Source organism: Acidimicrobium ferrooxidans DSM 10331 (assembly GCF_000023265.1).
Taxonomy (GTDB): domain Bacteria; phylum Actinomycetota; class Acidimicrobiia; order Acidimicrobiales; family Acidimicrobiaceae; genus Acidimicrobium; species Acidimicrobium ferrooxidans.
Genome location: NC_013124.1, coordinates 676004 through 700453, shown reverse-complemented (window position 1 = coordinate 700453; position 24450 = coordinate 676004). Strand labels below are relative to the sequence as shown.

32 protein-coding genes are annotated in these 24450 nt (G+C 68.6%); 16 read left to right on the top strand and 16 right to left on the bottom strand.

Annotation, left to right across the window (positions count from 1 at the left end):
* Nucleotides 1–242: 242 nt before the first annotated feature.
* Complete coding sequence (locus AFER_RS12880; RefSeq protein WP_425358541.1) at nt 243–989, bottom strand: XdhC family protein; 747 nt, start codon at nt 987–989, stop codon at nt 243–245.
* A gap of 132 nt (nt 990–1121) precedes the next feature.
* Complete coding sequence (locus AFER_RS12875; protein WP_083769223.1) at nt 1122–1952, bottom strand: aminotransferase class IV; 831 nt, start codon at nt 1950–1952, stop codon at nt 1122–1124.
* 149 nt (nt 1953–2101) lie between these two features.
* Here AFER_RS12875 and AFER_RS03580 point away from each other — a divergent pair, with 149 nt between their 5' ends.
* Nucleotides 2102–2488, top strand: coding sequence for a PPOX class F420-dependent oxidoreductase (locus tag AFER_RS03580; protein ID WP_015798134.1), 387 nt, complete (start codon nt 2102–2104; stop codon nt 2486–2488).
* 48 nt (nt 2489–2536) lie between these two features.
* Nucleotides 2537–3784 (top strand): MFS transporter, encoded by a 1248-nt coding sequence (locus tag AFER_RS03575; RefSeq protein ID WP_015798133.1) that lies wholly within the window; start codon nt 2537–2539, stop codon nt 3782–3784.
* 21 nt (nt 3785–3805) lie between these two features.
* Here AFER_RS03575 and AFER_RS03570 read toward each other — a convergent pair whose 3' ends face one another.
* Nucleotides 3806–5602: a phosphoenolpyruvate carboxykinase (GTP) gene (locus tag AFER_RS03570; protein ID WP_015798132.1), complete on the bottom strand. Its 1797-nt coding sequence runs from the start codon at nt 5600–5602 to the stop codon at nt 3806–3808.
* 106 nt (nt 5603–5708) lie between these two features.
* On the opposite strand from AFER_RS03570, the gene thiL reads away from it, so the two are divergent.
* Nucleotides 5709–6638: a thiamine-phosphate kinase gene (thiL, locus tag AFER_RS03565; RefSeq protein ID WP_015798131.1), complete on the top strand. Its 930-nt coding sequence runs from the start codon at nt 5709–5711 to the stop codon at nt 6636–6638.
* A 203-nt stretch (nt 6639–6841) separates the two neighbouring features.
* Here the strand turns inward: thiL and AFER_RS03560 are convergent, their stop codons facing one another.
* On the bottom strand, nt 6842–7711 hold the full coding sequence (locus tag AFER_RS03560) for an IS3 family transposase (RefSeq protein ID WP_012784158.1): 870 nt from the start codon (nt 7709–7711) through the stop codon (nt 6842–6844).
* On the bottom strand, nt 7711–8031 hold the full coding sequence (locus AFER_RS03555; RefSeq protein WP_012784157.1) for a transposase: 321 nt from the start codon (nt 8029–8031) through the stop codon (nt 7711–7713). Before AFER_RS03555 ends, AFER_RS03560 begins: the two co-directional genes overlap by 1 nt.
* 53 nt (nt 8032–8084) lie before the next feature.
* Here AFER_RS03555 and AFER_RS03550 point away from each other — a divergent pair, with 53 nt between their 5' ends.
* The 4 genes from AFER_RS03550 to AFER_RS03535 all read left to right on the top strand — a co-directional run bounded on the left by AFER_RS03550 (nt 8085) and on the right by AFER_RS03535 (nt 11636).
* Nucleotides 8085–8678: a GIY-YIG nuclease family protein gene (locus AFER_RS03550; RefSeq protein ID WP_049755292.1), complete on the top strand. Its 594-nt coding sequence runs from the start codon at nt 8085–8087 to the stop codon at nt 8676–8678.
* A 796-nt stretch (nt 8679–9474) separates the two neighbouring features.
* Entirely contained in the window at nt 9475–9837 is a 363-nt protein-coding gene (locus AFER_RS12275; RefSeq protein WP_083769219.1) for a transposase, read from the top strand.
* Nucleotides 9728–10588, top strand: coding sequence for an IS3 family transposase (locus AFER_RS03540; protein ID WP_245526029.1), 861 nt, complete (start codon nt 9728–9730; stop codon nt 10586–10588). Before AFER_RS12275 ends, AFER_RS03540 begins: the two co-directional genes overlap by 110 nt.
* A 286-nt stretch (nt 10589–10874) precedes the next feature.
* Nucleotides 10875–11636 carry a YwaF family protein gene (locus tag AFER_RS03535; protein ID WP_015798129.1) on the top strand — a complete coding sequence of 254 codons (762 nt, stop codon included), beginning with the start codon at nt 10875–10877 and terminating at the stop codon, nt 11634–11636.
* Here AFER_RS03535 and AFER_RS03530 read toward each other — a convergent pair.
* Nucleotides 11588–12031 carry a methyltransferase family protein gene (locus AFER_RS03530; protein WP_015798128.1) on the bottom strand — a complete coding sequence of 148 codons (444 nt, stop codon included), beginning with the start codon at nt 12029–12031 and terminating at the stop codon, nt 11588–11590. The two genes, AFER_RS03535 and AFER_RS03530, sit on opposite strands and share 49 nt — an antisense overlap.
* Before the next feature lie 81 nt (nt 12032–12112).
* Here AFER_RS03530 and AFER_RS03525 point away from each other — a divergent pair, with 81 nt between their 5' ends.
* Complete coding sequence (locus tag AFER_RS03525; RefSeq protein WP_041661666.1) at nt 12113–12649, top strand: hypothetical protein; 537 nt, start codon at nt 12113–12115, stop codon at nt 12647–12649.
* Here the strand turns inward: AFER_RS03525 and AFER_RS11535 are convergent.
* The 6 genes from AFER_RS11535 to AFER_RS03495 form a co-directional block, all read right to left on the bottom strand.
* The gene (locus AFER_RS11535) at nt 12554–13153 is read right to left on the bottom strand and encodes an HNH endonuclease (protein WP_015798127.1); all 600 of its coding nucleotides are present in this window, start codon (nt 13151–13153) and stop codon (nt 12554–12556) included. The two genes, AFER_RS03525 and AFER_RS11535, sit on opposite strands and share 96 nt — an antisense overlap.
* Before the next feature lie 42 nt (nt 13154–13195).
* Complete coding sequence (locus tag AFER_RS03515; protein ID WP_015798126.1) at nt 13196–13438, bottom strand: hypothetical protein; 243 nt, start codon at nt 13436–13438, stop codon at nt 13196–13198.
* Nucleotides 13435–13791: a DUF3040 domain-containing protein gene (locus AFER_RS03510; RefSeq protein WP_015798125.1), complete on the bottom strand. Its 357-nt coding sequence runs from the start codon at nt 13789–13791 to the stop codon at nt 13435–13437. The genes AFER_RS03515 and AFER_RS03510 overlap by 4 nt, the downstream gene beginning before the upstream one ends.
* A gap of 114 nt (nt 13792–13905) precedes the next feature.
* On the bottom strand, nt 13906–14286 hold the full coding sequence (locus tag AFER_RS10840; RefSeq protein ID WP_015798124.1) for a hypothetical protein: 381 nt from the start codon (nt 14284–14286) through the stop codon (nt 13906–13908).
* Between the two features lie 11 nt (nt 14287–14297).
* Nucleotides 14298–15002, bottom strand: a complete 705-nt coding sequence (locus AFER_RS03500) for a PIG-L deacetylase family protein (RefSeq protein WP_015798123.1) — start codon at nt 15000–15002, stop codon at nt 14298–14300.
* Nucleotides 15003–15018: 16 nt separating this feature from the next.
* Nucleotides 15019–16026 carry a threonine aldolase family protein gene (locus AFER_RS03495; RefSeq protein ID WP_015798122.1) on the bottom strand — a complete coding sequence of 336 codons (1008 nt, stop codon included), beginning with the start codon at nt 16024–16026 and terminating at the stop codon, nt 15019–15021.
* Nucleotides 16027–16238: 212 nt separating this feature from the next.
* On the opposite strand from AFER_RS03495, the gene AFER_RS03490 reads away from it, so the two are divergent.
* From AFER_RS03490 to AFER_RS03470, 5 genes are all read left to right on the top strand, one after another.
* A complete protein-coding gene (locus tag AFER_RS03490) occupies nt 16239–16568 on the top strand; it encodes a transposase (RefSeq protein ID WP_015798121.1) in 330 nt (109 codons plus the stop codon).
* A gap of 267 nt (nt 16569–16835) precedes the next feature.
* On the top strand, nt 16836–17204 hold the full coding sequence (locus tag AFER_RS12870) for a type II toxin-antitoxin system CcdA family antitoxin (RefSeq protein ID WP_425358537.1): 369 nt from the start codon (nt 16836–16838) through the stop codon (nt 17202–17204).
* Complete coding sequence (locus tag AFER_RS03480; RefSeq protein WP_041662441.1) at nt 17197–17583, top strand: type II toxin-antitoxin system VapC family toxin; 387 nt, start codon at nt 17197–17199, stop codon at nt 17581–17583. Before AFER_RS12870 ends, AFER_RS03480 begins: the two co-directional genes overlap by 8 nt.
* Nucleotides 17584–18161: 578 nt before the next feature.
* Nucleotides 18162–18482, top strand: coding sequence for a transposase (locus AFER_RS03475; RefSeq protein WP_012784157.1), 321 nt, complete (start codon nt 18162–18164; stop codon nt 18480–18482).
* On the top strand, nt 18482–19351 hold the full coding sequence (locus AFER_RS03470; protein ID WP_012784158.1) for an IS3 family transposase: 870 nt from the start codon (nt 18482–18484) through the stop codon (nt 19349–19351). The genes AFER_RS03475 and AFER_RS03470 overlap by 1 nt, the downstream gene beginning before the upstream one ends.
* 235 nt (nt 19352–19586) lie before the next feature.
* Here the strand turns inward: AFER_RS03470 and AFER_RS03465 are convergent, their stop codons facing one another.
* From AFER_RS03465 to nrdR, 4 genes are all read right to left on the bottom strand, one after another.
* Nucleotides 19587–20186 (bottom strand): hypothetical protein, encoded by a 600-nt coding sequence (locus AFER_RS03465; protein ID WP_015798119.1) that lies wholly within the window; start codon nt 20184–20186, stop codon nt 19587–19589.
* A 532-nt stretch (nt 20187–20718) separates the two neighbouring features.
* A complete protein-coding gene (locus tag AFER_RS03455; RefSeq protein WP_015798118.1) occupies nt 20719–21033 on the bottom strand; it encodes a hypothetical protein in 315 nt (104 codons plus the stop codon).
* Between the two features lie 9 nt (nt 21034–21042).
* Entirely contained in the window at nt 21043–21507 is a 465-nt protein-coding gene (locus AFER_RS03450; protein WP_015798117.1) for an SRPBCC family protein, read from the bottom strand.
* A gap of 28 nt (nt 21508–21535) precedes the next feature.
* Nucleotides 21536–22018, bottom strand: coding sequence for a transcriptional regulator NrdR (gene nrdR / locus AFER_RS03445; protein ID WP_015798116.1), 483 nt, complete (start codon nt 22016–22018; stop codon nt 21536–21538).
* Between the two features lie 109 nt (nt 22019–22127).
* Between nrdR and lexA the strand changes: the two genes are divergently transcribed.
* The 3 genes from lexA to AFER_RS03430 are packed head-to-tail and all read left to right on the top strand — an operon-like array spanning nt 22128 to nt 24398.
* On the top strand, nt 22128–22751 hold the full coding sequence (gene lexA / locus AFER_RS03440) for a transcriptional repressor LexA (protein ID WP_015798115.1): 624 nt from the start codon (nt 22128–22130) through the stop codon (nt 22749–22751).
* A gap of 13 nt (nt 22752–22764) precedes the next feature.
* A complete protein-coding gene (locus AFER_RS03435; protein WP_015798114.1) occupies nt 22765–23586 on the top strand; it encodes an ABC transporter ATP-binding protein in 822 nt (273 codons plus the stop codon).
* Entirely contained in the window at nt 23583–24398 is an 816-nt protein-coding gene (locus AFER_RS03430) for an ABC transporter permease (RefSeq protein ID WP_015798113.1), read from the top strand. Before AFER_RS03435 ends, AFER_RS03430 begins: the two co-directional genes overlap by 4 nt.
* Nucleotides 24399–24450 lie beyond the last annotated feature (52 nt).

Below are 24450 nucleotides of genomic sequence, written 5' to 3'. Positions count from 1 at the left end.
AGCGCCTTGGGGACGCGGTCCGGAGGACGGCGGCCGAGCTCGCCGAAGCGCCGACCAACGCGCGCCACCTCCTCACCCACCTCGGCGCGCTCAGCGAAGCAGCTGCGGTTGCTCGACTCGACCTGCCCGGCATCGACCAAGAGCCCCTCGCGGGCGTGGCTCTGCGACCGAGCGCTCGAGGGCGAGCCGTCGTCGCCCCCACCGCTCGGCGACATCCCTCCGCTCAAGCTGGACGCGATCGACTAGCCGTTGATCGGTCCGTCGCCGGCGGCGAGGTGCGCACCGGAGCGCCCTCGCGTCACGGCAAGCCACTCAGCGAGAATCGACAGCGCCGTCTCGCGGACGCTTCGAGATCCGAGGTCGAGACCTGCCGGGCCGAAGAGTCGGCGCGCGTCGACACCGACGGCTCGCAGCCGCTCCACACGCTCGTGTTGGGTGGCTCGCGATCCGAGCGCCGCCACGTAGCCGACCCCTGCACCGAACGCGGACGCGAGCACCGGGGTGGCCCGTTCATGATCGTGGGTGAGCACGAGCACGCCGTCGAGCGGGCCGAGCCCAGTGACGTCCCCTGTGTCGACCTCGACGTCGAGCCAGGTCCCGAGGGATCCCAGCTCGTCGACGAGGGGCCCATCGCCGACCACGACGAAACGCGGCCTCGGGACGAACGCCTGCCGATGGACGCCATCGCGCACCGTCACGCCTGGACGCACGAGCGGATCGACCTCGATCGCGATCGGTGCCACCGGTCCGTCGTCACCAACGACGGTGGTCAACACGAACGGGACACGCCGACCGGCGACCTCGCCAAGTGGCGGCAGCCACGAGGCGGGATGCACGAGCACCTCCGCCCAGCCACCGCAGGCGAGGCCATGCGCCTCGGCGTCGGGATCGCTCACCTCGACACGAGCAAGTCGTGGCGTCGGGTCGGATCCGAGGCGATCGACGACCCCCGGGCCGACGATCGCCCCGACCGTTCCTTCGGGAGCCATGATCGCGAGGTCCGCCGCACGCTCGCCACCCCCGAAACCGTGCAACGCGACGAGCCGGACCACAGCGGCGTCCGGGAACCGCGCGGCCAGCTCACTGACGCGAGCAAGATCGTCGAAGCGCACGAGGACTCCTCAGGGGTCGATGTCAGAGGCAACGAGATCAGCCAAGAGCGCCTGTGCCCTGGCCGTCACCGGACCCGGAGCCTGCTCGAACTCGCGGTCGTCGAGCCGGTGCACGCCTTGGACGAAGCGCAGCGTGGAGGTGACGAAGACCTCCGACACCCGCTCGTCGAAGAGATCGTCGAGGGGGATGTTGGTCTCCTTGACGGCGAAGCGCTCGATGAGCAGCGCACGCGTCACTCCGGCGAGCGGACCGGCGTCGAGCGGCGGCGTGAGCACGTCGCCGTCACGGACCACGAAGACGTTGGAGCCCGATCCTTCGCACAGGTTGCCCGCAAGGTTCCCGAAGAGCACCTCGGATGCGCCGCGCGCTCGCGCCCACGCGAGCCCGACCACGTTCTCGGCATAGGAGGTCGTCTTGATGCCGGCGAGCACGCCACGTTCGTTGCGAGGCCACGGGGCCACCGCGACCGCACAGGTCGCAGGTTCGAGCTCGATCGGCGCCTCGGCGACGATCGCCCTCGTCGGACCACCGACACGACCCGAGCCGAGTTCGCCGTCACCGGCGGTGTAGGTCACCCGCACCTTGGCTCGTTCGTAACCGTTGGTCGAGACGACGGCCTCGATCGCGCCGCGCAACGCATCGAGGTCGGGGAGCGTGATCCCCATCCCCTGCGCACTGCGCGCCAGACGCTCGAGGTGACGTCGGATTGCAAAGGCCCGCCCTCCGACGACGACGAGAGTCTCGAAGACCCCGTCGCCAACGACGAGGCCATGATCGAACACCGGGACCCGGGCATCGGCCTCGTCCACCAGGGCCCCGTCGATCCACGCAACCGCCATGCCTACCCTCCCGTACCGTCGCCTACGAGGTCGCCTCCGTCCGAGTGTGCCACTTGGGCGCCGTGGCCGCGCTTGCGCCCGTCGATCCGGTCACGGTGGACGAGCGAGCGCACTCGCGGGCCCAGCCCGGGTTGGGCTAACCTACGTGCATGCTAGATCCACTCCTCGTGGAGCTCGCGACCGGAGCGAACTTCGCAACCTTCACCACGCTGCTCCCCGACGGGTCGCCACAGTCGTCGGTGATGTGGTTCGACATCGACGACGACCACGTCCTCATCAACACCGAGGTCCATCGGCTGAAGTACCGCAACGTCCAACGCGACCCGAGGGTCGCGTTGGTGGTGTGGGACCATGCCAACCCCTATCGCTACGTGGAGGTTCGCGGCCGCGTGATCGCCACCGAGGGCGGCGCTCGCGCTCGCGAGCACATCGATCGGCTCTCCGAGCGCTACACCGGCGGACCCTACGCCGCTCCGATCACCTCCGAGCGCGTCCTGCTCGTCATCGAGCCCGAGCGCCAGCGCCGACAGGGCTAATCGCACCCAGGCTGGCACCTCCGGTTAGGGTGGGAGGGGAGCTGATCGATGCCAGAGTCCTCTTCCACCAACGCCGGCGAACCCAAACCCACTCGACATTCCTTCCTCGGTGACCTCGCAAGCGTCGGGTGGTCGCACGCGGGCCAACACGCCTATGTCGCCGGCATCGGCATCGTGATCCCCTATGCCCTCACCGCCTTCCACACCTCGTATGCGGTCATCGGAGCGCTGCTCTCGGTGGCCGCGATTGCTGGGTCAGCACTCCAGGGCTTGGCCGTCGTCGTCAAGCGCGCCGGTGCGAGGCTGCTGCTCACGCTCCAGAACATCGGCTCCGTCGTGGGAGCCGCGGTCTCGGCGCTCGCGCCGAACGTGGTGATCTTCGCGAGCGGACGGCTGATCCAAGCCGCTGCCGGCTGGCCACAGCACCCGGTGGGGTCGTCGTTCCTCTCCTCCCGACATCCCAAGCGGCGCGGCACCGTCCTGTCGTGGCACGTCACCGCCGGCAACATCGGCACGCTGATCGCGCCCAGCATCACCGGCCTCGCCATCGCGATCGGCGGCTGGCGCAGTGCGCTGTGGGTGCTGGCTGCGCTCCTCGCCACCACCGCGGTGGTGACCGCTGTCGGGATTCGCAGTCCCTGGCGTCGTCCGATCCCCCAGGCGCAGACCACGTCGTCCGCCCGCTCGTCCGTGTCGCTGTGGACGCTCCTTCGTGCCCGACCCGTGTGGACCCTCCTCCTCGCCGGCACGATCGCAGCGGGCGGCCAGGGCATCGGGATCATCGGCCTCTACGCACCCGCCTACCTCCACGACGGCATCCACACCTCCACCGCGGCCATCACGGTGATCCTGACCGTGATCTACGTCGGCGCGGTCATCGGGCCGGTAGCGATGGGCCAGCTCGCCGACCGCACGGCCCATCGCCGCACCCTGCTCATCAACTACGTGCTTGGTGCGGCTGCGCTCGTAGGCTTCGTGGTGGTCGGCGCCGAGCCACTCCTACTCGCGCTGGTCGGGCTCGCGATCGGGATCTTCTCCTACTCCGAACTGCCGCTCCGCCAGACCGTCTTCGCCGATCACATGCCCCGCGACCTGGAACGGCAGGGTTTCGGCGTGTTCTTCACCGTCTCACAAACCATCGGCGCGGCCTGGGTCGCCCTCATCGGGCTCGCGGTCACCGACCTCGGGTTCCGCTGGGCCTTTGCCATCATGGCCGCCACGTTCTGCATAGCCGCTCTTCTCGTCGTCGCCGGGACGACTCGCGCAGGCCGGGTGAGCGCCTCCACGGGCTCCTGATGATCTGATCGCCGGGGTGCCTCAGCCCCTGTCGGTGTCTGCTGCTCGGTCCGCTGCCTCGGCGACGTCGAGGAGCGAGGCCGGGAACCGCGGAGCGAGGGTGGCGACGAACGCTCGAGCATCCTCGAGTTCGCGTGACCACTCCTCGTCACCGATGCCGAAGAGCGCGTCCCACGACGGCGCCTCCGCCATGCCCGCGAGGTCGAGTTCCCCTGGTGCCGGCACCGTGCCGTAGGGATGCGACACCCCCTGGGCCCGGCCCTCGAGGCGATCGACGATCCAGGCGAGCACCCGCGCGTTCTCGCCGTACCCAGGCCACACGAAGGCCCCCTCGTCGTCGCGGCGGAACCAGTTCACGACGTAGAGACGGGGTGCCTTGGCGCCGGCACGGGCACCGACCTCGAGCCAGTGCGCGACGTAGTCGCCCATGTGGTAGCCGCAGAAGGGAAGCATCGCGAAGGGATCACGCCGTACCCGGCCCACCGACCCTTCGGCTGCCGCGGTGGTCTCGGACGCCATCGTGGCGCCCAGCCACACACCGTGCTCCCACGACCTCGCCTCGGCGACGAGAGGCACGGTGTCGCGGCGTCGCCCACCGAACACGATGGCGTCGAGAGGCACACCGTTCGGATCCTCCCACTCGGGCGCGATCGTGGGGCACTGCCTGGCCTCCACGGTGAAGCGCGCGTTGGGATGCGCTGCAGGTCCCTTCGCGGGGTCATAGGGCTCGCCTCGCCAGGTGATGAGGCCGCTCGGCGCCGGTTCGTCCATGCCCTCCCACCACACGTCGCCATCGGGCGTGACGGCGACGTTGGTGAAGATGGTGTCGTGGCTGATCGTCGCCATCGCGACCGGGTTCGTGCGGCGCGAGGTCCCTGGTGCCACACCGAAGAAGCCGTACTCGGGGTTCACCGCCCGGAGGCGCCCGTCGGGGCCCGGACGGATCCAGGCGATGTCGTCGCCGATGGTCTCGGCTCGCCACCCTGGCACGGAAGGCTGGAGCATGGCTAGGTTCGTCTTGCCGCACGCGCTCGGGAACGCCGCAGCGATGTAGTAGGTGCGCTGCTCGGGCGAGGTGAGCTTCAAGATGAGCATGTGCTCAGCGAGCCACCCCTCTTCACGCGCGTGCACGCTCGCGATGCGCAGGGCCAAGCACTTCTTGCCGAGGAGCGCGTTGCCGCCATAGCCCGACCCGTACGACCAGATCTCGCTGGTGGCCGGGAAGTGTGCAATCCAGGTGTTGTCCGGATCGCAGGGCCACGCGACGTCTCGCTGGCTTGGTGCCAGCGGCGCTCCCACCGAGTGGACCGCCGGCACGAAGGGCGCACCGCCGAGGATCGCATCCCAGGCCGCGCGGCCGACACGGGCCATCTTCGCCATCGACACGGCGACATAGGCCGAGTCGGTCAGTTCGATCGCGTAGACCGCGAACGGTGATCCCACCACCCCCATCGCAAACGGGATGACGTACATCGTGCGCCCGCGCATCGACCCCGCGAAGAGCTTGCCGAGACGCTCGCGCATGGCGGTCGGGTCCTGCCAATGGTTGGTCGGGCCCGCATCATCGGGATCGTCGGTCGAGATCACCGTGCGCGACTCGAGGCGGGCGACGTCCCTCGGGTCGGAGGCCGCCACGTAGCTCCGAGGACGCCGCGAGGGGTCCAACGGTCGAAGGGTGCCCTGGGCGATGAGACCGTCGATGAGTCGATCGGTCTCCTCCCGCTCGCCGAGGTAGAGCTCCACACGCGCGGGCTCGAGCACGCGCACCCACTCATCGATCCAACGCTGGACGTCCTGGTTCGCATCCGCGATCCCCATGGTCTCCTCCCGAAGGGTCAAGTTGCTCGCTCGTTGCTCGAACAGGATCCTCCATGCTGCCAGCATCCGGACCGAATGCGCAAACCAGGCAGCTTAGATAGCTGAAGTGGACACGAACTGGCGCGAAGACGAGGTCATCGAGGCCGTCATCGGCGCCGGATCGGCTTCGCTGGCGATCGGCGACGACACGGCAACCATCGCTCCCTCGTCCAAGTCGCGCGTGTGGTGCTCCGACCTCGTCGTCGACGGTGTCCACGTCGAGGTCGACCGGTGGCCCCTCGCGGCGATCGCACACAAGGCGGTCGCGGTGAACCTCTCGGATCTCGCGGCCGCTGGTGCAACACCGGAGGCAACCCTGCTCGCGCTCGCCTGCCCACCAGCGATCGATGCCCGCGCCATCGCCGTCGCGGTCGCGGAGGCAGCAGATCGCCTCGGCGCGCCCCTCGTCGGTGGAGACACCACACGGGGAGCCACGCTGACGCTGTGCGTGACCGCGCTCGGTCAGGTCGATGGCACCCCGCTCACGAGACGTGGCGCCCGCTCAGGTGACCACCTGCTCGTCACCGGTCCGCTCGGTGCGGCCTCGGCGGGCCTACGACGCGTGCTCGCAGGAGAGGCCCCCGAGGCACTCCCGCGCCACCTCCACGATGCCCTCTTTGCCCCTCAACCACGCCTCGCTCACGGCCAGCTTGCAGCCAGCTACGGCGCGAGCGCCGCGATCGATGTGTCCGACGGCTTCTCGCTCGACCTGCACCGGCTCGCCGACCGATCCGGCGTCGGCTTCGAGCTCGATCACGTTCCGATCGCGCCCGACGCCACGCTCGCCGACGCGCTCGGAGGTGGCGAGGACTACGAGCTCGTCATCGCGATCCACGATCCCTCCGCCTTGATCGACGCCTGTCGAGCCGCAGGCCTGCGCGAACCGATCGTCGTGGGACGCATCGTCGCCGACGCGAGACAGCGCACCCTTGGCGGCGAGCCACTCGCGCCCAGAGGCTGGATCCATGGCGCGAGCTCGCCCGACATCACGCGGTAACGCTCCTGCGCAGCACCTGGATTCGCGAGTCGGCGAACGCCACGCCCGGCGTGCTCCCGAGCCTCCTCGCGCGTCCTCGAGCCTCGACGGCACGGCCGTTGGCTAACGTTGCCGTGTGGCCGAGATCATCTATGTCCTCACCAACGAGGCAATGCCAGGGATCGTCAAGATCTGAGGTGCCCCAGATTTCGTAGACACCCAGGTTACTTCACGCGAGCCTCCTCCGCGACGAGGTGCTCGAAGACGACTGGGGCAAGGTAGCCGATCTTCGAGCAGCTGCGCTGGTGGTTGTAGAACTGGATGTAGCTCTGTATGCCGCGGCGCAGCTCGGCGAGGTCGCCAAAGGCGTGGCGGTAGAAGAACTCGTGTTTGAAGATCGACCAGAAGGACTCCGCGCTCGCGTGGTCGTAGCAGGTGCCGGTTCGCCCCATGGAGCGCGTGATCCCGTGTCGGGCACAGAAGGCCACAACTCGATGGTCGCTGAACTGACTCCCTCGGTCGGTGTGCCAGATGACCCCCTGCGCGTGGGACCCACGCACCGCGACGGCCTGGCCGAGGGCCTCGAGCACGAGCGTGGTCTCCATGCGCTCCGCGACGCTCCATCCGAGCACCCGCCGCGAGTGCTCGTCGCGCACCACACACAGGTATGCCATCGCGCCGGCGAGAGCGAGGTAGGTGATGTCCGAGGTCCAGAGGGCGTGCAGGCGCCCCGGGTCGAACTTCCTGGCAACGAGGTCTGGTGGGTAGATCGCCTTCGGATCGGCGTGGGTGGTCGCTGGGCGGAACCTCCTGGGGCTGATACCGGCGATGCCGCGCCTGGCCATCGCTGCTGCCACCGTGTTGTGGCTCGTCACCACGCCAGCGGCGAGGAGTGCCGCCGTGATCCGTCGTGCGCCGTAGGTGCCAGAGGATGCCTGGTGGACCGCGACCACTCGGTTCTCGAGGTCGCGTCTTGCACATGCCCGACGCGACGGTGCTACCTGGGTGCGTCGCCATCGGTAGTAGCCAGCCCGGGAGACCTCGAGTAAGCGTGCCATCCGTTTGATCTCGAAGCGAGCGTACTCCGCCTCCATCAGCGCGAATCTCTCTTGCTTGGTGGCTTCGCGGCGAAGTACGCGGCTGCTTTTCCCAGGAACTCGTTGTCCTTGCGCAGCTCCTCGAGCTCCCTGCGCAGCCTGATGAGCTCGGTGCGCTCCTGCGCCGTGAGGGGCGGGCTGCCAGTGGCGTTTGCTGCTTCGATCCGCCTGCGCTCCTCCCGCACCCATCGATAGAGGTTGTGCTCCCCGATCGCGAGCTCACGGGCCACCTCTGGGACGCTCCGGCCGCTGTCGATGACCCGGTGGGCCGCCTCGGTCCGGTACTCCAGGGTGAACTTCCTTCTCGACGTCCCCATCGACCTCCCCTTCCCTCTGCCATGGTACGTGTGACTTACGACGTGTCAACGGAATCTGGGGCGGCTCAATCGGCAAGTCGAACGGCGATGTAGCCTCACGGATGAACGACCTTTACACGACCGGCGTCCCACTGCCCTTCGAGTGCCACTTCGCCGCAGAGGTCGCCGACGCAAGCACATTGGAACGCAAGCTCCACCAGTTGTTCTCCGAGGCGCGGGTCAATCCGAAGCGCGAGTTCTTCCGAATTGAGCCAGAACGAGTCGTCCTGGCCATCTCCATCGCACCGCACACGCCGATCCAGGTGACGGAGCCAGAACTCGATGCCGACGACCAGGTCGCGCTTAACAGCATGAGGCAGCGTCGATCGAATCTGCGCATCGAGGCGCTCGACATCCCGGTGGGCGCGGTACTGACGTTCTCGCGAGACGAGACAATGGACGTGACCGTCCTGCCTGGCAATCGAGTGGAGTTCGAGGGCGAGAACCTGAGCCTGTCCGCGGCGGCCGTCAAGGCTCTACAGCGGATCGGTCTGCGGACAACGTCGGCACAGGGTGGGGCCTACTGGATGTACGGTGGAGAGACGCTCGAAGCGCGCCGTCAGCGCCTCGAAGCGGTGCAGTTCGACGACGGCGAGGACCGAGCATGAGGCCCTGATGCTCACCTCAGCAGGATCTGCCGGGAGCGGCCTCGGTCGCGATCCCTGCGCGAACCGCAGGCCCGGTTCACATCGGCTATGGCCACCGACCGCCTATCACGCACCCGCGCAGAGCGTTGGTGATGGCTCGGAACACTCGAACCGAACCACCGCCGTCGCAGCCACGGCGACGCGCAAACTCCTCTCGAGCGCGGTAGCTGCAGACCTGCGAGCTTGTCTCGCCTCGGGCCTGACCGTGCCACGTGCCTGGCGACGGTGTCAAGGTGACAACTCCCTCCCACGCACGCTGAACGCACACGTCGGCCCACCCACCCCGACCGGTCGACGACGCCACCTCGACCCCCTGGGGCCCCGATGTCCCCGACGCGGACCGAGCACCGCGCGCCCGGCTCATGGTTGCGATAGTTCGTGGTTTGCAACACACAGACCTTCGTGTGATCGTCGCGCTTGAGCTCGGACGGACGAAGGCCTCGACACGTCGGCGAGCGTTCACCGACACCGTCGTCGGGCGAACATTGGTGAGCGCATCCCTCACGCGAAGCCCCGGGGCGCCTTGAGTGCCGCTGTCGCGCACCACCGCACGCTAGCCACGTCGCTGGTCGCCGCGTCGCGTCAGGGCTGGGCAGTAACGGTCGCGTGAGCGGCTCTGTGGCCTTCCCCCCTCCAGGTTGACACCTGCTATAGGAGGAAGGGACGAGCCAGACACCGAACCCGCCCCCGGGCGATAGCCCCGCTCGACGACGACGCGGCCGCTACCCGAGCCAGTTCCGCAAAGGACGCCGCAGCGTTGGTGCTCGACCAGCACCGCACCATCGCTGAGGTCGCTCGCGAACTCGGCATCAACGAGCAGACCCTCGGCAACTGGGTCCGTCAGGAACGCATCGACCGCGGTGAGCGAGAAGGCCTGACGAGCGCCGAGCGCGAGGAGATGACCCGGCTGCGCCGCCAGGTCAAGCAGCTCACCATGGAACGAGACCTGGCGAAACGTTGCCTGGCCTTTGCGGATCCTGCGAGGGCAACCAGTGACCCGCTACCGCTGGATCGCTCACCAGGAGGCCGAGGGCGTCCCAGTAGCGGCGCCATGCCGAGTAGCGAGGGTCTCTCGCCAGGCGTACTACGCCTGGCGACGCTGGCGCGAGCGCGGCCCTGACCAAGAGCACCTGGTGCTCGCGAGCGAGCTTCGCGCCATCTGGGAGGCGAGCGACGGCACCTATGGCAGCCCCAGGGTGACCCATGAGCTGCGACGAAGTGGTTACTGCGTGAACCACAAGCGGGTGGAACGCCTGATGCGCGAGCTCGAGATGGCAGCGTGCCCACCCCGGCGCTTCGTGCGTACCACGAGGCGGGAAGAGGAAGCGCCACTGCCGGACCTCGTGAGCCAGAACTTCGCCCCTGGTGAACCGAAGCGCAGGTATGTGAGCGACATCACCGACGTCCGAAGCGACGAGGGGTTCTGCTACCTCGCCACGGTGGCAGACCTTGGCTCGAGGCGGATCGTGGGCTGGTCACTTGGGCGTCGCATGCCCGATGACCTGGTGGTCGAGGCGATCTGCGGAGCACTCGGGACTCGGGGCAGCCTGGCTGGGGCGATCTTCCACAGCGACAGGGGCAGTCAGTACCTCTCCCGGAAGGTTCGCCAGCTGTGCGCAACGCTCGGGCTTCGCCAGTCGGTGGGCAGGGTCGCGACCTGCTACGACAACGCCGTCGCCGAAGCTTTCTTCGGGAGCCTGAAGCGCGAGCTGGTGGGTCGCTACCGCTTCGCGAACCTCGCCGAGGCTCGCTCTGCCATCGCTACCTGGATTCAGCGCTACAACACCGTCCGCCTGCACTCGAGCCTCGGGTACCTACCGCCCGTCGAGTACGAGCTCTCCTGGGCCTGCCGGGAGGTGGCCGTGGCCTAAATTCAGACTGTCAAGCAAATGGGGGGAAGCCCAGGTGGCCACCAGCATCGAGGGGCAACGACTGACTCCCGGCGTTGTGCGCCAGCGGCACCTGCATCTGTATGCGCGATCAACCGACGCACAGGCTCCCGTCGCTGGGCTAACCGTGGCGATGGCGTCACCACAGCCATTGGAGGATCCCTCGGCATCCCACCAGCGACGCCTACTGAAGGCCCATGAGCATGATCGGCAAGCCTGAAAGCGAGCGCGGCGAAGCGAACGAGCCTCTCCGACACCAAGGGCCACGATGAGTAGCATCGAAGGTGACGAGAATGGCACGAGCACCACGATGAGCACGCCGATCGCACCTACCACAGGTCCGTATCTCGCCACGGTTGGCGTGCTTGGCGTCGCCGGCGCCATCGGCATCGCGGCCTCGCGTCGATCACCACGCGCCGCCCACTGGGTGGGATGGATCATCGCCATCGCCATCGCAGCGGACGCCGCGAGCGACGCGGTCGCCGTCGCCCTCGCACCGCACGCCTCCCTGGCAGCGAATCTGCCGCTCTCGCTGTGTGACGCGGCTGCGTTCATCGCTGCGATCGCGTGCGTCGTACCCCGACGCTGGCTCGTCGAAGTGGTCTGGCTCTGGGGCATCGCCGGCACGCTGCAGGCGATCATCACCCCAGACCTTGCGGTTCGCTTCCCCCACCTCGTGTTCTTCGAGTACCTCGTCGGCCATGTCGGTGTCGTCGTGGCGGCCTTCTACCTGACGATCGGTCGTGGCATCCATCCTCGACCGAGCGCTCCCTGGCGTGTCCTTGCCATCTCGATCGCCTACACGGCCTTCGACGGCCTCATCGACTGGGCAACCGGCGCGGACTATATGTTCCTGCGTCGACCACCCGCCGAGCACACCATGCTGTCGCTGCTCGGCCCCTGGCCCTGGTACATCGTGAGCGCCGTCCCGGTCGCACTGTTGTTGTTCTCGATCTTGACACTGCCATTCGTGGTGGCAGATCACCGGCGCACGAGCCACCGAGGCGTCCGAGCGACGACCTCGGCGTAGGCATCGCCGAAGCGCTCGGCGAGTTCACGTTCCTCGCGTGCAATGACGAACTGGTCGAGGAACACGCCCGCGACGAGGGCCCCGAACACCAGCGATGGGCGAGCGGTGATGAACGCCGCGCCGGCCTGCGCACTCAGCATGCCGAGATAGATCGGGTTCCTCGTAAACCGATACGGCCCAGAACTGACCAGTGCCTCCGGGGGCTTGCGAGGATCCGGGGACGTTCCGCTCGCCTCCATGGTCAACGCCGCCCAACCAGCCAGACCGGCCCCAGCCACGAGCAAGGCGCCGCCGATCGATCGCCGCAGACGGGAGGGCAGCCGATCGACGCGCGCGAGCCCAGAGGCGACCGCGACGCCGATGGGGAGGACGACAGGAGGCGGTACTCGCTCCACGGGCCTAGCCTATCGACCATGGCGAGCGACATGCGGGTCGCGCACGAGCGCTCGTCGGGGCTTACACACAGGGAGGGACCCATGGCACAAGGCGTGCGCGCGCCCGTTCGTGCGCTCCGCGTGCCCATTGCGCTCGCAGCGATCGCGCTCATCGGCGGGCCGGTGCTCGGCGTCGTCCTCGGCCAGCGAGCCCACCGCCAGGCCTACGACGCGACCTGCCCTGCATCGGTCCTCCACGGAAGCGTGATCGAGCTCTCGCGCACCCGCACAGGTGACGACCTCGCCGTCGTCTCGGTTGAGAACACGAGCGCGACGAGCTGCTCGGTCGGGGGCTTCTACCTGCCGGTCGGAGCGCCGCTGCCCAACGAGATCGTGCGGGTCGGGACCTCGAACCATCAGATCCTCCTCGCATCGACCTCACTGCGGCTCGGCCCACGTGCCCGGGCGGCCTTCCTCGTGGTCGGCACTGATGTCCCGCGCGCCTACGACACCGCTCGAGGTGTCGTGACCATCGCAAACGCCCTACCGGGCAGCGCGCGAGTGAGCGTGAGTCCGCTCTTCCCGGCGAGCAAGCTCACGGCCATCGTCGCCGCCGCCAAGCAAGAGATCCCGAGCTGAGTCTCCCCAGGCCGCTCGAAGGTACGGCTCCCACTCGGGCCGACGCACCCCAACGGTGAGCAACCAACCAGTACGCGCGGCCGGCGCACGAGGCTCGCGTCGAGGGTGCATCCCCGCCTCGGCCGGCAGCCGATCGCTCTTGGCAGCGTTGCAGGCACGGCACGCGGCGACCACGTTCTCCCAGACGTGTCGGCCGCCACGGCTGCGCGGGATGACGTGGTCGACGTTCTCGGCAGGCCCCCCGCAGTACTGACAGCGATAACCATCGCGTGCGAAGATGGCGCGCCGCGTTGGTGCGATCCGACGCGTCGCCGGTATCCGCACGTAGCGCTGGAGACGCAGGATCGAAGGAACACGAATCGCCGTCGACGGCGAGTGGAGCACGAGGTCGGTGACGTCCACGACGTCGACGTCCCCGTCGACCACCATCCCGACCGCACGCTCGACACTGACGACACCGAGGGCCTCATACGAGGCGTTGAGCACGAGGACCCCGGCAGTCATGCGAGCCTCAGCCTCTGGCCGCTCTCAGATGGACACGCGCGCTCACCGCATCCTCCAGGCGCGACGCTCCTCCGCGGCCCACGCGAGATAGCGCACGATCTGGCGCAACGACGGTCGCGCCCCAAAGGCCTCGTGCCGCATGCCGAGGTACGTGCGAACGGCTCCCGGGCGCCACGGGTTCCCACGAGAGCCGAAGGTCAGCGCCCAGACCTGTCGGAGTGCCTCTCGCGCCACGGACACACGGAGGCCTCGAACGACCCCGTCCGCAGCGCGAGCAGCGCTCATTGCGAGTCGTCCGGGCGGTTGAAACGCCGACCGATGGACCCGAACGGGCCGCGACCAGAGCGCGCCATGTCGCTCAGGGACGCCCGACCGATACGACGGACGTTGCGCTCGAAGGCGTACGCGGCTCCCAGCATGACCAAGAAGCCGACTGCGCCGAGGATCACCGACGTTGTGAAGGTGAGGATGGTGAAGGCGAGTCCCACGACGAACGCCGCGATCGCCCACTTGAGGTTGCGTCCAGCATGCCGGTACACGGTCTCCGAGCGGACGCGATCGGCGAAGGCGGGGTCACTCTCGTAGAAGGAGCGCTCGATTTCCTGAAGAATCCGTTGCTCCTCTTCGTTCAGCGCCATCCGTCCTCCTCGACGCCGACAGACCAAACCGAGGCTTGATCTGTCATGATTCTAGTGCCTCGGCTCGTCGTCGAAAACCCCAACGCTCCCGTTCCACCGCCGATTCCGGGACGCTCAGACCCCGATCTCAGGCCCCATACAGGGCACACCCGCATCGCGGAGGCGACGGACCCATTCCTGCCCGAGCGCATCGTCGACCCCGTAGACCCCGAGTTCGTCGGCGGTGGCACGCAGTCGGATCAGCACGTCGCCTTCGGAGAGTGCCTCCTCCACGCCCTCACGACCGGTACGTGCCACCGCCGAGAAGCCGGGGCCAGTGAGCACGACGCGTGCCGCACCTGCCTCGAGCTGGGCCTCGATGTCCGCGGCGAGCCGCGGACGAACGTCGACGACCACACCCACGTCGAGCCCCGCGCCCGCGAGCACCGCGACCGCTCGAGCCGCCAGTGTGCTGCGCTCGTGGTGACCCGGGCCTCGAACCTCGATCTCGACCATCGCCCCTCCCCTCAACCTGCGCCCTCGACCCTGCGAAACAGTTCCGCCGCGCCCGGAATGCCGACGCTGCGCGCCGCGTCCACGGCACGGCCGACCACCGCATCGGCGAGGACGCCGTCGGCGGCGCCGAGGCGACTCCGGTATTGACGTACCGCCTCCACCTTGCGTTCGAGGTACGCCGAGACGTCGACCGCGCTGTTGGGCTCCTCCGAACCGGCAAGGAGGACCTCGAGCGGTCCGATCGGCTCGCCCGCTTCGGGGAAGTAACCCGGCTGACTCGCGGCCGGCAAGGCGGCGTCGAGGAGTGCCCAGCCGAGCTCGCGGTGGTCACGATGGTTGTAGAGCCGTCCGCCGTAGAAGACCGTCGTGGGGTCGGGACCGAGGACGAGCTGCGGAGCGAAGGACCGGAGCACGGTCACGAGCCGCCGACGCAGCTCGAGGTCGTTGGAGAGATCGCCGTCACCATAGCGCAGCTGGACGACGTCGGCGATGGCAAGGATGGCGGCCGCTTCGAGCAGTTCACCGGTGCGGCGCTCCTCGGCGTCGTCCACCCGCGCGAGCCCCTTGTCGCCGCGGGTCGCCACGACCAGCACGACCCGTGCTCCCTGGGCCGCGAGTCGCGCGAGCGTCCCCCCGCAGAGCACCTCGGCGTCGTCCGGGTGGGCAAAGCAGGCGAGGGCGACGCTCGCCGCCGGCTCGTAGATCTCTACCGTCATGGTCGCTGAGGCTCCATCACGACACGACCTGGGCGATCGTGGTACCGGCGACGGTCACCTCGGCATCGCTGAGATCCCGATGGACGACGAAGCGCAGCGTCCGAGGTCCGATGGCGTTGGCCAAGACGCCCGCTTCACGAAGGCGGGCGAGCATCTCGACCGGGCGATCGGCATCGACGAGCACCATGTTCGTCCCGCCCCAGCGCACGCGGGCATCACCGAGCTCTGCCGCCACACGGTCGCGCAGCACGGCCGCTCGCTCATGGTCTCGGGCAAGGACGCTTCGCCACTCGTCGAGGGCGACGAGGGCTGCGGCGGCGATGATCCCAGCTTGGCGCAGGCGACCGCCGAGCGCCTGGCGCTCCCACCGCGCACGCTCGACGAGGTCAGCCGATCCGGCCACGACCGAACCCATCGGCGCCCCCAGACCCTTCGAGAAGCACGTCGACACCGCGGTGGCGCGCTCGGTGAGCACACTCGGCTCGACCCCGAGCGCCACCGAAGCATTCCAGAGTCGTGCGCCGTCGATGTAGAGCGGCGTCGCCGTCGCCGCATCGGCAAGAGCGCCGGTGCGCACCGGATCGAGAGGGGTTCCGCCTGAGGGCATGTGCGTGTTCTCGATCGCGATGAGGGCTGGCTGAACCCCAATCGCACGATAGGTCGCCACCGCATCGGCCACCGCATCGGCCGTCGGCGCTCCGTCGTCGTCGGCCAGGGTGTGGAGCTGCACGAGCGCATTACGAGCGCTCGCGCCACGCTCGAACTGGCACAGGTGGGCCCGGGCCCCGACCACGACCACCGAACCTGGCGTCGTGAGGGTTCGCAGCGCCACTTGATTGGCCATCGTGCCGGAAGCCACGAAGAGCGCCGCCTCCATCCCGAGGAGCCCCGCCGCACGCTCCTCCAGTTCGCGGACCGTCGGGTCCTCGCCGTAGCCGTCGTCCCCACAACGAGCAGAGGCCATGGCACGACGCATAGCGTCTGTGGGCTGGGTCACCGTATCGGAGCGCAGGTCGATGGACACAGGTGCCAGGCTACGCCGCGCGCCCGTCCAGGGCCCCCTCGACGGCCCTCTGGGTTTCGCCCATTTGCTTGACAGTCTGGGTTGAGGCCTCGGCCACCTCCTCGCGGGCCCAGGTGAGCTCGTACTCGAACGGCGGTAGGTACTCAAGCGTCGAGTGCGGCAGGACGGTGTGGCCTCCCCCTCCAAAGCGACACCTGCTCTAGGAGGAAGGGATGAGCCAGACACCGAATCCACCACCGCGCGAGGCCCCCGTTCGTCGACGACGAGGCCGTTACCCGAGCCAGTTCCGCAAGGATGCCGCAGCGTTGGTGCTCGACCAGCACCGAACCATCGCTGACGTTGCCCGCGAACTCGGCGTGAATGAGCAGACCCTTGGCAACTGGGTGCGTCAGGAGCGGATCGACCGAGGTGAGCTCGAAGGTCTCACAGGCGCCGAGCGCGAAGAGCTGACCCGGCTGCGCCGTCAGGTCACACAGCTCATCATGGAACTCGAGCTGGCGGAGCGAGGGATCGCCCACTCGGTGAGGGAGGGGGGGCAGTGAGCCGCTACCACTCCGATTGCCCGCCAGGAGGCCAATGGCTTCTCGATAGCAGCGCTAGCACGAGTCATCGAGTCTCTCGCCAGGCGTACGACCCCTGGCGACACCGCAAAGACCGAAGCGAGGACCCAGAGCACCTGGTGCTCGTCAGCGAGCTCCGAGCCATCTGGGAGGCGGTCAACGGCACCGCTGCCCGGTGTGCTCGGAGCTCCACGGCACGCCCGTGGTGCGCGTCGGCCACGGCGTGGAGTCCGATCCCGCACGTGACCGGTGCTCGTGGTGGTACCAGCGAAGGAAGCGCTCGCACCAGGCTCGTGCGTCGTCGTAGCAGGCGAAGCGTCGCGGGTAGTCGGGTCGGTGACCGATCGGCTTGCGGAGCGCACCGTAGCGCAAGTGTGTATATTGTGTGGTGTGGCTCGAGTGAACGTGTACCTGCCGGACGATCTTGCGGCACAAGCGAGGAAGGCCGGCTTGAATTTGTCTGCGGTGACCCAGGAGGCGGTCCGGCGAAGCCTGGCGTCGCGCTCGACAGATGCCTGGCTTGCAACGCTGGCGAGCCCGATTGCGCGAGTGTCACATGAGCGCGCGCTTGCAGCGCTCGACGCCGCGAGGGACGAAGCACCGACGCGGCATGGCTGAGGCCGTCGTCGACGCATCCGCTCTGGTCGATCTTCTGCTGGACAATGAGCTCGGTCGTGCGGTGCGGCGTCGCATCGCTGGTCACGCCTTGCACGCACCGGCGCACGTCGACGCAGAAGTCTTGTCGGCCCTGGGACGCCTGCATCGAGCAGACAGCCTCGATGCAGGCACCGTCGAGGTCAAGCTTCGCGAGCTGGCCGCAGCACCGATCGAGCGGCATCCCGTCCACGATCTCCTCCTCGGGACCTGGGCCCGTCGCCAAGAGCTTCGGCTGGTCGACGCGATCTATATCGAACTGGCCGTCTCCCGCGGCGTACCGCTGGTGACGACCGACCGCCGACTCCGCGGTGCACCATCGGTTGAGGTCGTGGCCACCTGAGTCGGCAGCCGCAGCCGAGGATCCGCTTCCGGACATCGGATCAAGTTGCGGCTCGCGGCCCGTCGACGCCGTCCCTAGGCCGTTCCGCTTGCGGAGTGGCATCGATGGCTGTGGTGGGTGATTGCAATCGATCGTCGCAACACCTGTTGTCCCTGTGGCTGCACTCGAGCCTCGGGTACCTACCGCCCGTCGAGTACGAGCTCTCCTGGGCCCGTGCGGAGGCGGCCGTGGCCTAAATTCAGACTGTCAAGCAAATGGGGGGAAGCTCAATCGAGCTCGACGTCGCCACCGGAGCCGCGGATCCTCGCGGCCTCGGCGAGGAGCCGGAAGTTCTACGCGCTCGAGATGATCGGCGCCCGAGAGGACGAGCGAGCGGCAGCCTGAAGATATGGGGTCTCACATTGAGAGTGGACTCGATTTGGGGGGCGGTCACCCTACGCAAGCCGCTTCCCACACATCGATCCCCTAGGGAGTAACGGGGATCTGCGACTCGCTTAGTAGGCCTCGCCATGAGCCGCCCCAGATTCCGTTGACACGTCGTAAGTCACACGTACCATGGCAGAGGGAAGGGGAGGTCGATGGGGACGTCGAGAAGGAAGTTCACCCTGGAGTACCGGACCGAGGCGGCCCACCGGGTCATCGACAGCGGCCGGAGCGTCCCAGAGGTGGCCCGTGAGCTCGCGATCGGGGAGCACAACCTCTATCGATGGGTGCGGGAGGAGCGCAGGCGGATCGAAGCAGCAAACGCCACTGGCAGCCCGCCCCTCACGGCGCAGGAGCGCACCGAGCTCATCAGGCTGCGCAGGGAGCTCGAGGAGCTGCGCAAGGACAACGAGTTCCTGGGAAAAGCAGCCGCGTACTTCGCCGCGAAGCCACCAAGCAAGAGAGATTCGCGCTGATGGAGGCGGAGTACGCTCGCTTCGAGATCAAACGGATGGCACGCTTACTCGAGGTCTCCCGGGCTGGCTACTACCGATGGCGACGCACCCAGGTAGCACCGTCGCGTCGGGCATGTGCAAGACGCGACCTCGAGAACCGAGTGGTCGCGGTCCACCAGGCATCCTCTGGCACCTACGGCGCACGACGGATCACGGCGGCACTCCTCGCCGCTGGCGTGGTGACGAGCCACAACACGGTGGCAGCAGCGATGGCCAGGCGCGGCATCGCCGGTATCAGCCCCAGGAGGTTCCGCCCAGCGACCACCCACGCCGATCCGAAGGCGATCTACCCACCAGACCTCGTTGCCAGGAAGTTCGACCCGGGGCGCCTGCACGCCCTCTGGACCTCGGACATCACCTACCTCGCTCTCGCCGGCGCGATGGCATACCTGTGTGTGGTGCGCGACGAGCACTCGCGGCGGGTGCTCGGATGGAGCGTCGCGGAGCGCATGGAGACCACGCTCGTGCTCGAGGCCCTCGGCCAGGCCGTCGCGGTGCGTGGGTCCCACGCGCAGGGGGTCATCTGGCACACCGACCGAGGGAGTCAGTTCAGCGACCATCGAGTTGTGGCCTTCTGTGCCCGACACGGGATCACGCGCTCCATGGGGCGAACCGGCACCTGCTACGACCACGCGAGCGCGGAGTCCTTCTGGTCGATCTTCAAACACGAGTTCTTCTACCGCCACGCCTTTGGCGACCTCGCCGAGCTGCGCCGCGGCATACAGAGCTACATCCAGTTCTACAACCACCAGCGCAGCTGCTCGAAGATCGGCTACCTTGCCCCAGTCGTCTTCGAGCACCTCGTCGCGGAGGAGGCTCGCGTGAAGTAACCTGGGTGTCTACGAAATCTGGGGCACCTCACCACCGGTCGAATTGAACCTGCACACATTCGGATCCCTTGTGAGAACACAGTTACGTCTCAACAGTTGCAACCCCGCCTGGCCCCAGCAGGTGCGTGGCCTCGAGCGGCTCGGTGACCTTGAGGGGGTCCGCACTCAGGGACGGGGGGGCATCGAGCTCCTGGCCGAGGCCGCCTCCAGGGAGGGAACCCGGACGGCCTGCCGGTCACTGCAGGCTAGAGGATGCGAGGAATGTGCACGCAGCCTCGTTCGGCGCGAAATGCAGGTAGGTGGTGCACTCCCCGAGCTGGATCGAGGACGTCGACAGGGTCGCCGAGATCGCGGCCGGTACCGTCCCGGGCGGCTGGGAGGCCGAGCCGGTCCCCTGGGGGATCGTGTGGGGCGTCAGCGTCGCGACGGTGTCGGAGCCATCGAGCTGGCCCGTGAAGGTGAAGACAACCGAGGTCTGCCCATCCTGGTACACGTAGTCGACGGCGCCACTGATCGCGCCGTCGGGACCGAGGTGCCAAGCGAGGACATAGTGGGGGGTACCAGCACCGCCGTCCACGTAGAGCCCCGTCGCGCCAGGCACCTGCGAGCCACCCGAGACGCCCTTCGGCACCGAGGACCCCGACTGCGCAGGAGGGGGCGTCGTCGTAGTACGAGGGTGCGCGCGCGAGGTACTGGGCGCCCCTCTACGCATTGGTTGCGACGTCGCCCCGAGCGCGTAGCCCCCCGCACCTGCGCCCACGACGGCCGCAGCGAACCCGAGCCACCACCCCAGCGACCGTCCGAAGGACCGTCGGAACGAGCGACTCTCGGCCATGGCGGCACTCCTCCCCGCACCCAAGACGGGCCCGTTCGGCTTCCCCGAGCGCACTGTGGCACGGAAAGCTCGCGTTGCCGCAACGTCGAGCCATTCCCCGCCACGTCCTCGACTTAGTGTAGTGAACATTCCCCTGTTGACCGCTAGCGCAGGCCGCGCCGGCCCCCTCCTGGGCCACGAAGCTCTCCTCCCGCAGCTGGGGCAGCAGCCGGCCCGCGACGCCGAGCTCGAGCCAGATCGCCTCGACGAGCTCAGAGCGGGACAGGCGCCCCGACCGTGCGGTGGTGGCGTGGTTGACGGGGGCGGCGGTCCGACCCTGCGGGCCCATGCCGGGTAGCGATCGGGGTACGCCGTGAAGACGATTCCTTGGCCGTCCTCGGCGAGGCCTCGAGCTCGGCGACGAACCGGCGGCCCTGCTGGGCGTCCGAGAGGGTAAGCACGCCGTCGAGGAGAACCGACGCCCCCTGCTCAGGCGGGTCGCGACCACGCACGCAGAGCACGGACCGCTCCCCGGTGCCGGCCCACAGCTGGCTCAGGGGAGGAGCCCTTGGCCGCGGCCTGGGCGTCGGATCCCCAGAACGTCGAGTTCCTCGTCGAGCGCGACCTCCACCCGCTCGCCGAGGACCCGTTCGAGCAGCCGCTCCAGCATGCCTCGGTAGGGCGCCCGGGTGCGCTCGCGCGCGGTGCGCTTCGCCTCCTCATGGTCGCCGAGTGGAGTCGAGGCCGCGAGTCGTGCCGCTTCGAGTCGGGCGAGTGCGGCCCCGACGTCGAAGAGCTCTTCCTCGGTGCGGACGAGCCGGTCAGAGCGGTCGGCCTCCGTCTCCCCCCAGTCCGCTAGGAGCGGCATCAGGGCGACTCAGGCGCTCTGGCCGCCCTCCGCCCGCCTCTCTCCCGTGACGAGCGCCTCGAGACGCGCCAGAGAGAGGCGCATCGCCAGCGCGTTCCGCTCCGGGACGCCGGTCATCTCGTACACGAGGCGCAGGGGTGCATCGTCCCACTCGAACGACTCGACCACTCGCGTGAGCTGCTCACCCTCCGGCGTCAGACGGTAGCGCCAGATGTGGCGACCCAGGTGCGCCCATGCGATCTCGCGGCCCTCGTCGAACGCGACGACGCGATTCCACATCACGTACGGGACGACGAGGCGCATCCGCATGCCGAAGCGGGCGCCCAGCGAGAGGCGCTCAGGGCCGGTGAGCACACCGCGCACGGTGCCCGAGCCGTCGAGCACCGGATGGAGCGCAGGGCGCGCTAGCACGTCGAAGATCGTGTCGGCAGGGGCTGCGATGGTCAGCTCCGCCGTGACGATACGTCCCGCCATGATCACTACCTCCTCGTCAGGATCAACGTCATCGCGCCTGGCCCTCGGGGCGAACCTTCGCGATGCGCTTCGGACCGAGGTCGGCGAGCACGCGCCGAAAGTCGTCGGCATCGGTGAAGTTCTGGTACACACTCGCAAAGCGCACGTAGGCGACCGGATCGAGTTGACGGAGGCCCTCGAGGACCCGCAGACCGAGCTCCGCCGACTCCACCTCGTCGACCGCCCGCACCGCCTCCTCGACCTCGGCCAACAGGCGCTCGATCTCGAGGGCACCGATGGGGCGATTCTTCAGCGCAGCCTGCACCCCGCGCCGCAGCTTGTCGCGGTCGAACGGCTCGAGCTGGCCCGAGCGCTTGCGAACCAAGACACGCGCCTCGGTGATGCGCTCAAATGTCGTGAAGCGTCGACCGCAACCAAGGCACTCGCGTCGCCGCCGGATCGCCGCGCCGTCGTCAGCGACCCGCGTCTCGACGACGCGATCTTCGTTGGTGCCGCAGAAGGGACAGCGCACGCCACCTCACTCGGGCTCTTCCAGCGAGCCTACCTGGCCGAACGCGCGATCGCTCATCGGTTGCGTGCGAACGTGCGTTTGAGTACACTGCAGGAGAGGAGGGCGCAGCATGACACGCGAGAACCCCGAGGTGCGCGAGGCGATTCTGGCCTACGTCACCCAGGTCGTCGAGGAGCGAGGTTGGGCTCCATCGGTACGCGAGATCGCCGATGCGGTCGGTCTCAAGTCGCCGGCAAGCGTCCAGCACCACCTTCGTCGACTCGAACGCGACGGACGCCTCGTGCGCTCACCGTTGAAGGCTCGCAGCCTGAGCGTTGCCCGACGGGCGCCATCGGCTGCGGTACCGGTGCTCGCCGAGGTCGGAGCCGGCTACCACGTGGTGCCAGAGGTCGAGGTCGAGACGTCGGTCGCGGTGCCCGCATCCATGGCCGCGCCCGGTGCGTTCGCACTGCGGGTGCGTGGCCACTCGATGGTCGACGTCGGCATCCTCGATGGCGACCTCGTCGTCGTCGCCCCGAGCGATGTCGCCGCTGACGGCGACATCGTGGTCGCCTCCGTCGGTGACGACGTCGGCACGGTGAAGATCCTGCGGCGCAACGGGAGCTCGGTGTGGCTCGAGGGGGCCAACGAGGACGATCCCTCGCTCGCGCCGATGCCGTGGAACGAGACCTGCCACCTGCATGGAAGGGTCGTCGGCGTGCTGCGCTCCTACGACGGCGCCGCCGTCCGCTAGCATCCCCTCCACCATGGGGGATCATCGCAACGAGGCGCCCCACGAAGCGCCCGCGACAGCGACGGCGCTCGTCAAGGCGGCCGGGATCGGCAAGGTCTTCGTCGACGACCGAGGACGCGCGCGTGAGGCCCTCGGTGGCGTCGACCTCGAGGTGCCCCCCGGGGGATTCCTCTCCATCATCGGTCCCTCGGGATGCGGGAAGTCCACGCTGCTGAGGATCATCGGGGGCCTGTCCGCCGCGACGACCGGAACGCTCGAGATCGACCCCTCGGTCCGGTCGCGCATCGCCTTCGTCTTCCAGGACCACTCGCTGTTTCCGTGGCTCAGGGTCGTCGACAACGCTGCCTTCGGCCTGCGCATGGCGGGGATCGGACGAGCCGAGCGCCGCCGGCGGGCGATGGGCTGGCTCGAGCGCCTCGGCCTCGCGGGCGTCGCCGATGCCTGGCCAGACGAACTCTCGGGCGGCATGCGCCAACGGCTCTCGCTCGCTCGGGCGCTCGTCACCGACCCCGCGCTGCTCCTCATGGACGAGCCGCTCGGCGCCCTCGACCCCCAGACGCGCCTGGTGGTCCAGCAAGACCTCGCACGCCTCTACGAGGAGACCGGGGTCACGATGGTGCTCGTTACGCACTCGCTCGAGGAGGCGATCTGGCTCGGCGATCGCGTCGTCGCGATGACCGCGAGGCCCGGCCGCATCGCCGACGTCTTCGACGTCCCACTCCCACGACCACGCGACGAAGCGATGCTCGACACCGAGGCGTTCACCTCGCTGCGCCACGCACTCTGGTCGCGCCTCGAGACCGAGGTGCGAGCCTCGATGGGAGCCCCCTCGTGACCACCCAGAGCGAACTCGCCGTCCGCGGCGCACGCCGCAGTGCTCGCCGAGCTCGCGCCGCCGACGTGGCCCTCGGTATCGCCACCCCCATCGTGCTGCTGGTGGCGTGGCAGATCGCCGCCTCCACACACGCGATCGACACCCGGATCTTCACCCCGCCGAGCGACATCGTGCGCACCGCCGGCAGCTTGGCCACGAACGGCACCCTCGGCGCCGATCTCGGGATCACGACGGCGCGCCTTGCCGTCGGCTACGTCATCGGCGCGGTCCTCGGGGTCGTCGTCGGCCTCGCTCTCGGGGTCGTCCGTCCGCTGCGCTCGGCGCTCTCACCGCTGTTCGCCGCGCTCTACGCGGTACCCCAGATCGCGCTCCTGCCCCTGCTGCTGGTGATCTTCGGCCTGGGCGAGACCGCGAAGATCATCACCGTCGCGGCAGTGACGTTCTTCGTCGTCGAGCTCAACACGCTGGGGGCCGTCCGACGCGTACCGCCAGAACTCCTCGAGGCCGGACAAGCCTACGGCGCCACGCGCTGGCGCCGCTTCGTGCACGTGCTCGTGCCCGCGACCGCACCCGGCATCTTCACGGGGCTTCGCGTCGCGGTCGCGCTCGCGCTGGTGGTCGTGACGGCCACGGAGTTCGTCGCGGCCAACTCGGGGCTCGGCTACCTCGTCTGGAACTCGTGGCAGCTGTTCGAACCTGCCGACATGTACGTCGGCCTCGTCGTGATCGCCCTCCTCGGCGTCGTCGCGACCGGGATCGTCGTTGGCGTCGAACGGCTCGTGCTGCCCTGGACCAGACGGCGGGCACGCTAGCATCCCCTCAGCTTGCACCAAGGGGGGATCCATGCAACGTCGCCATCGTCGC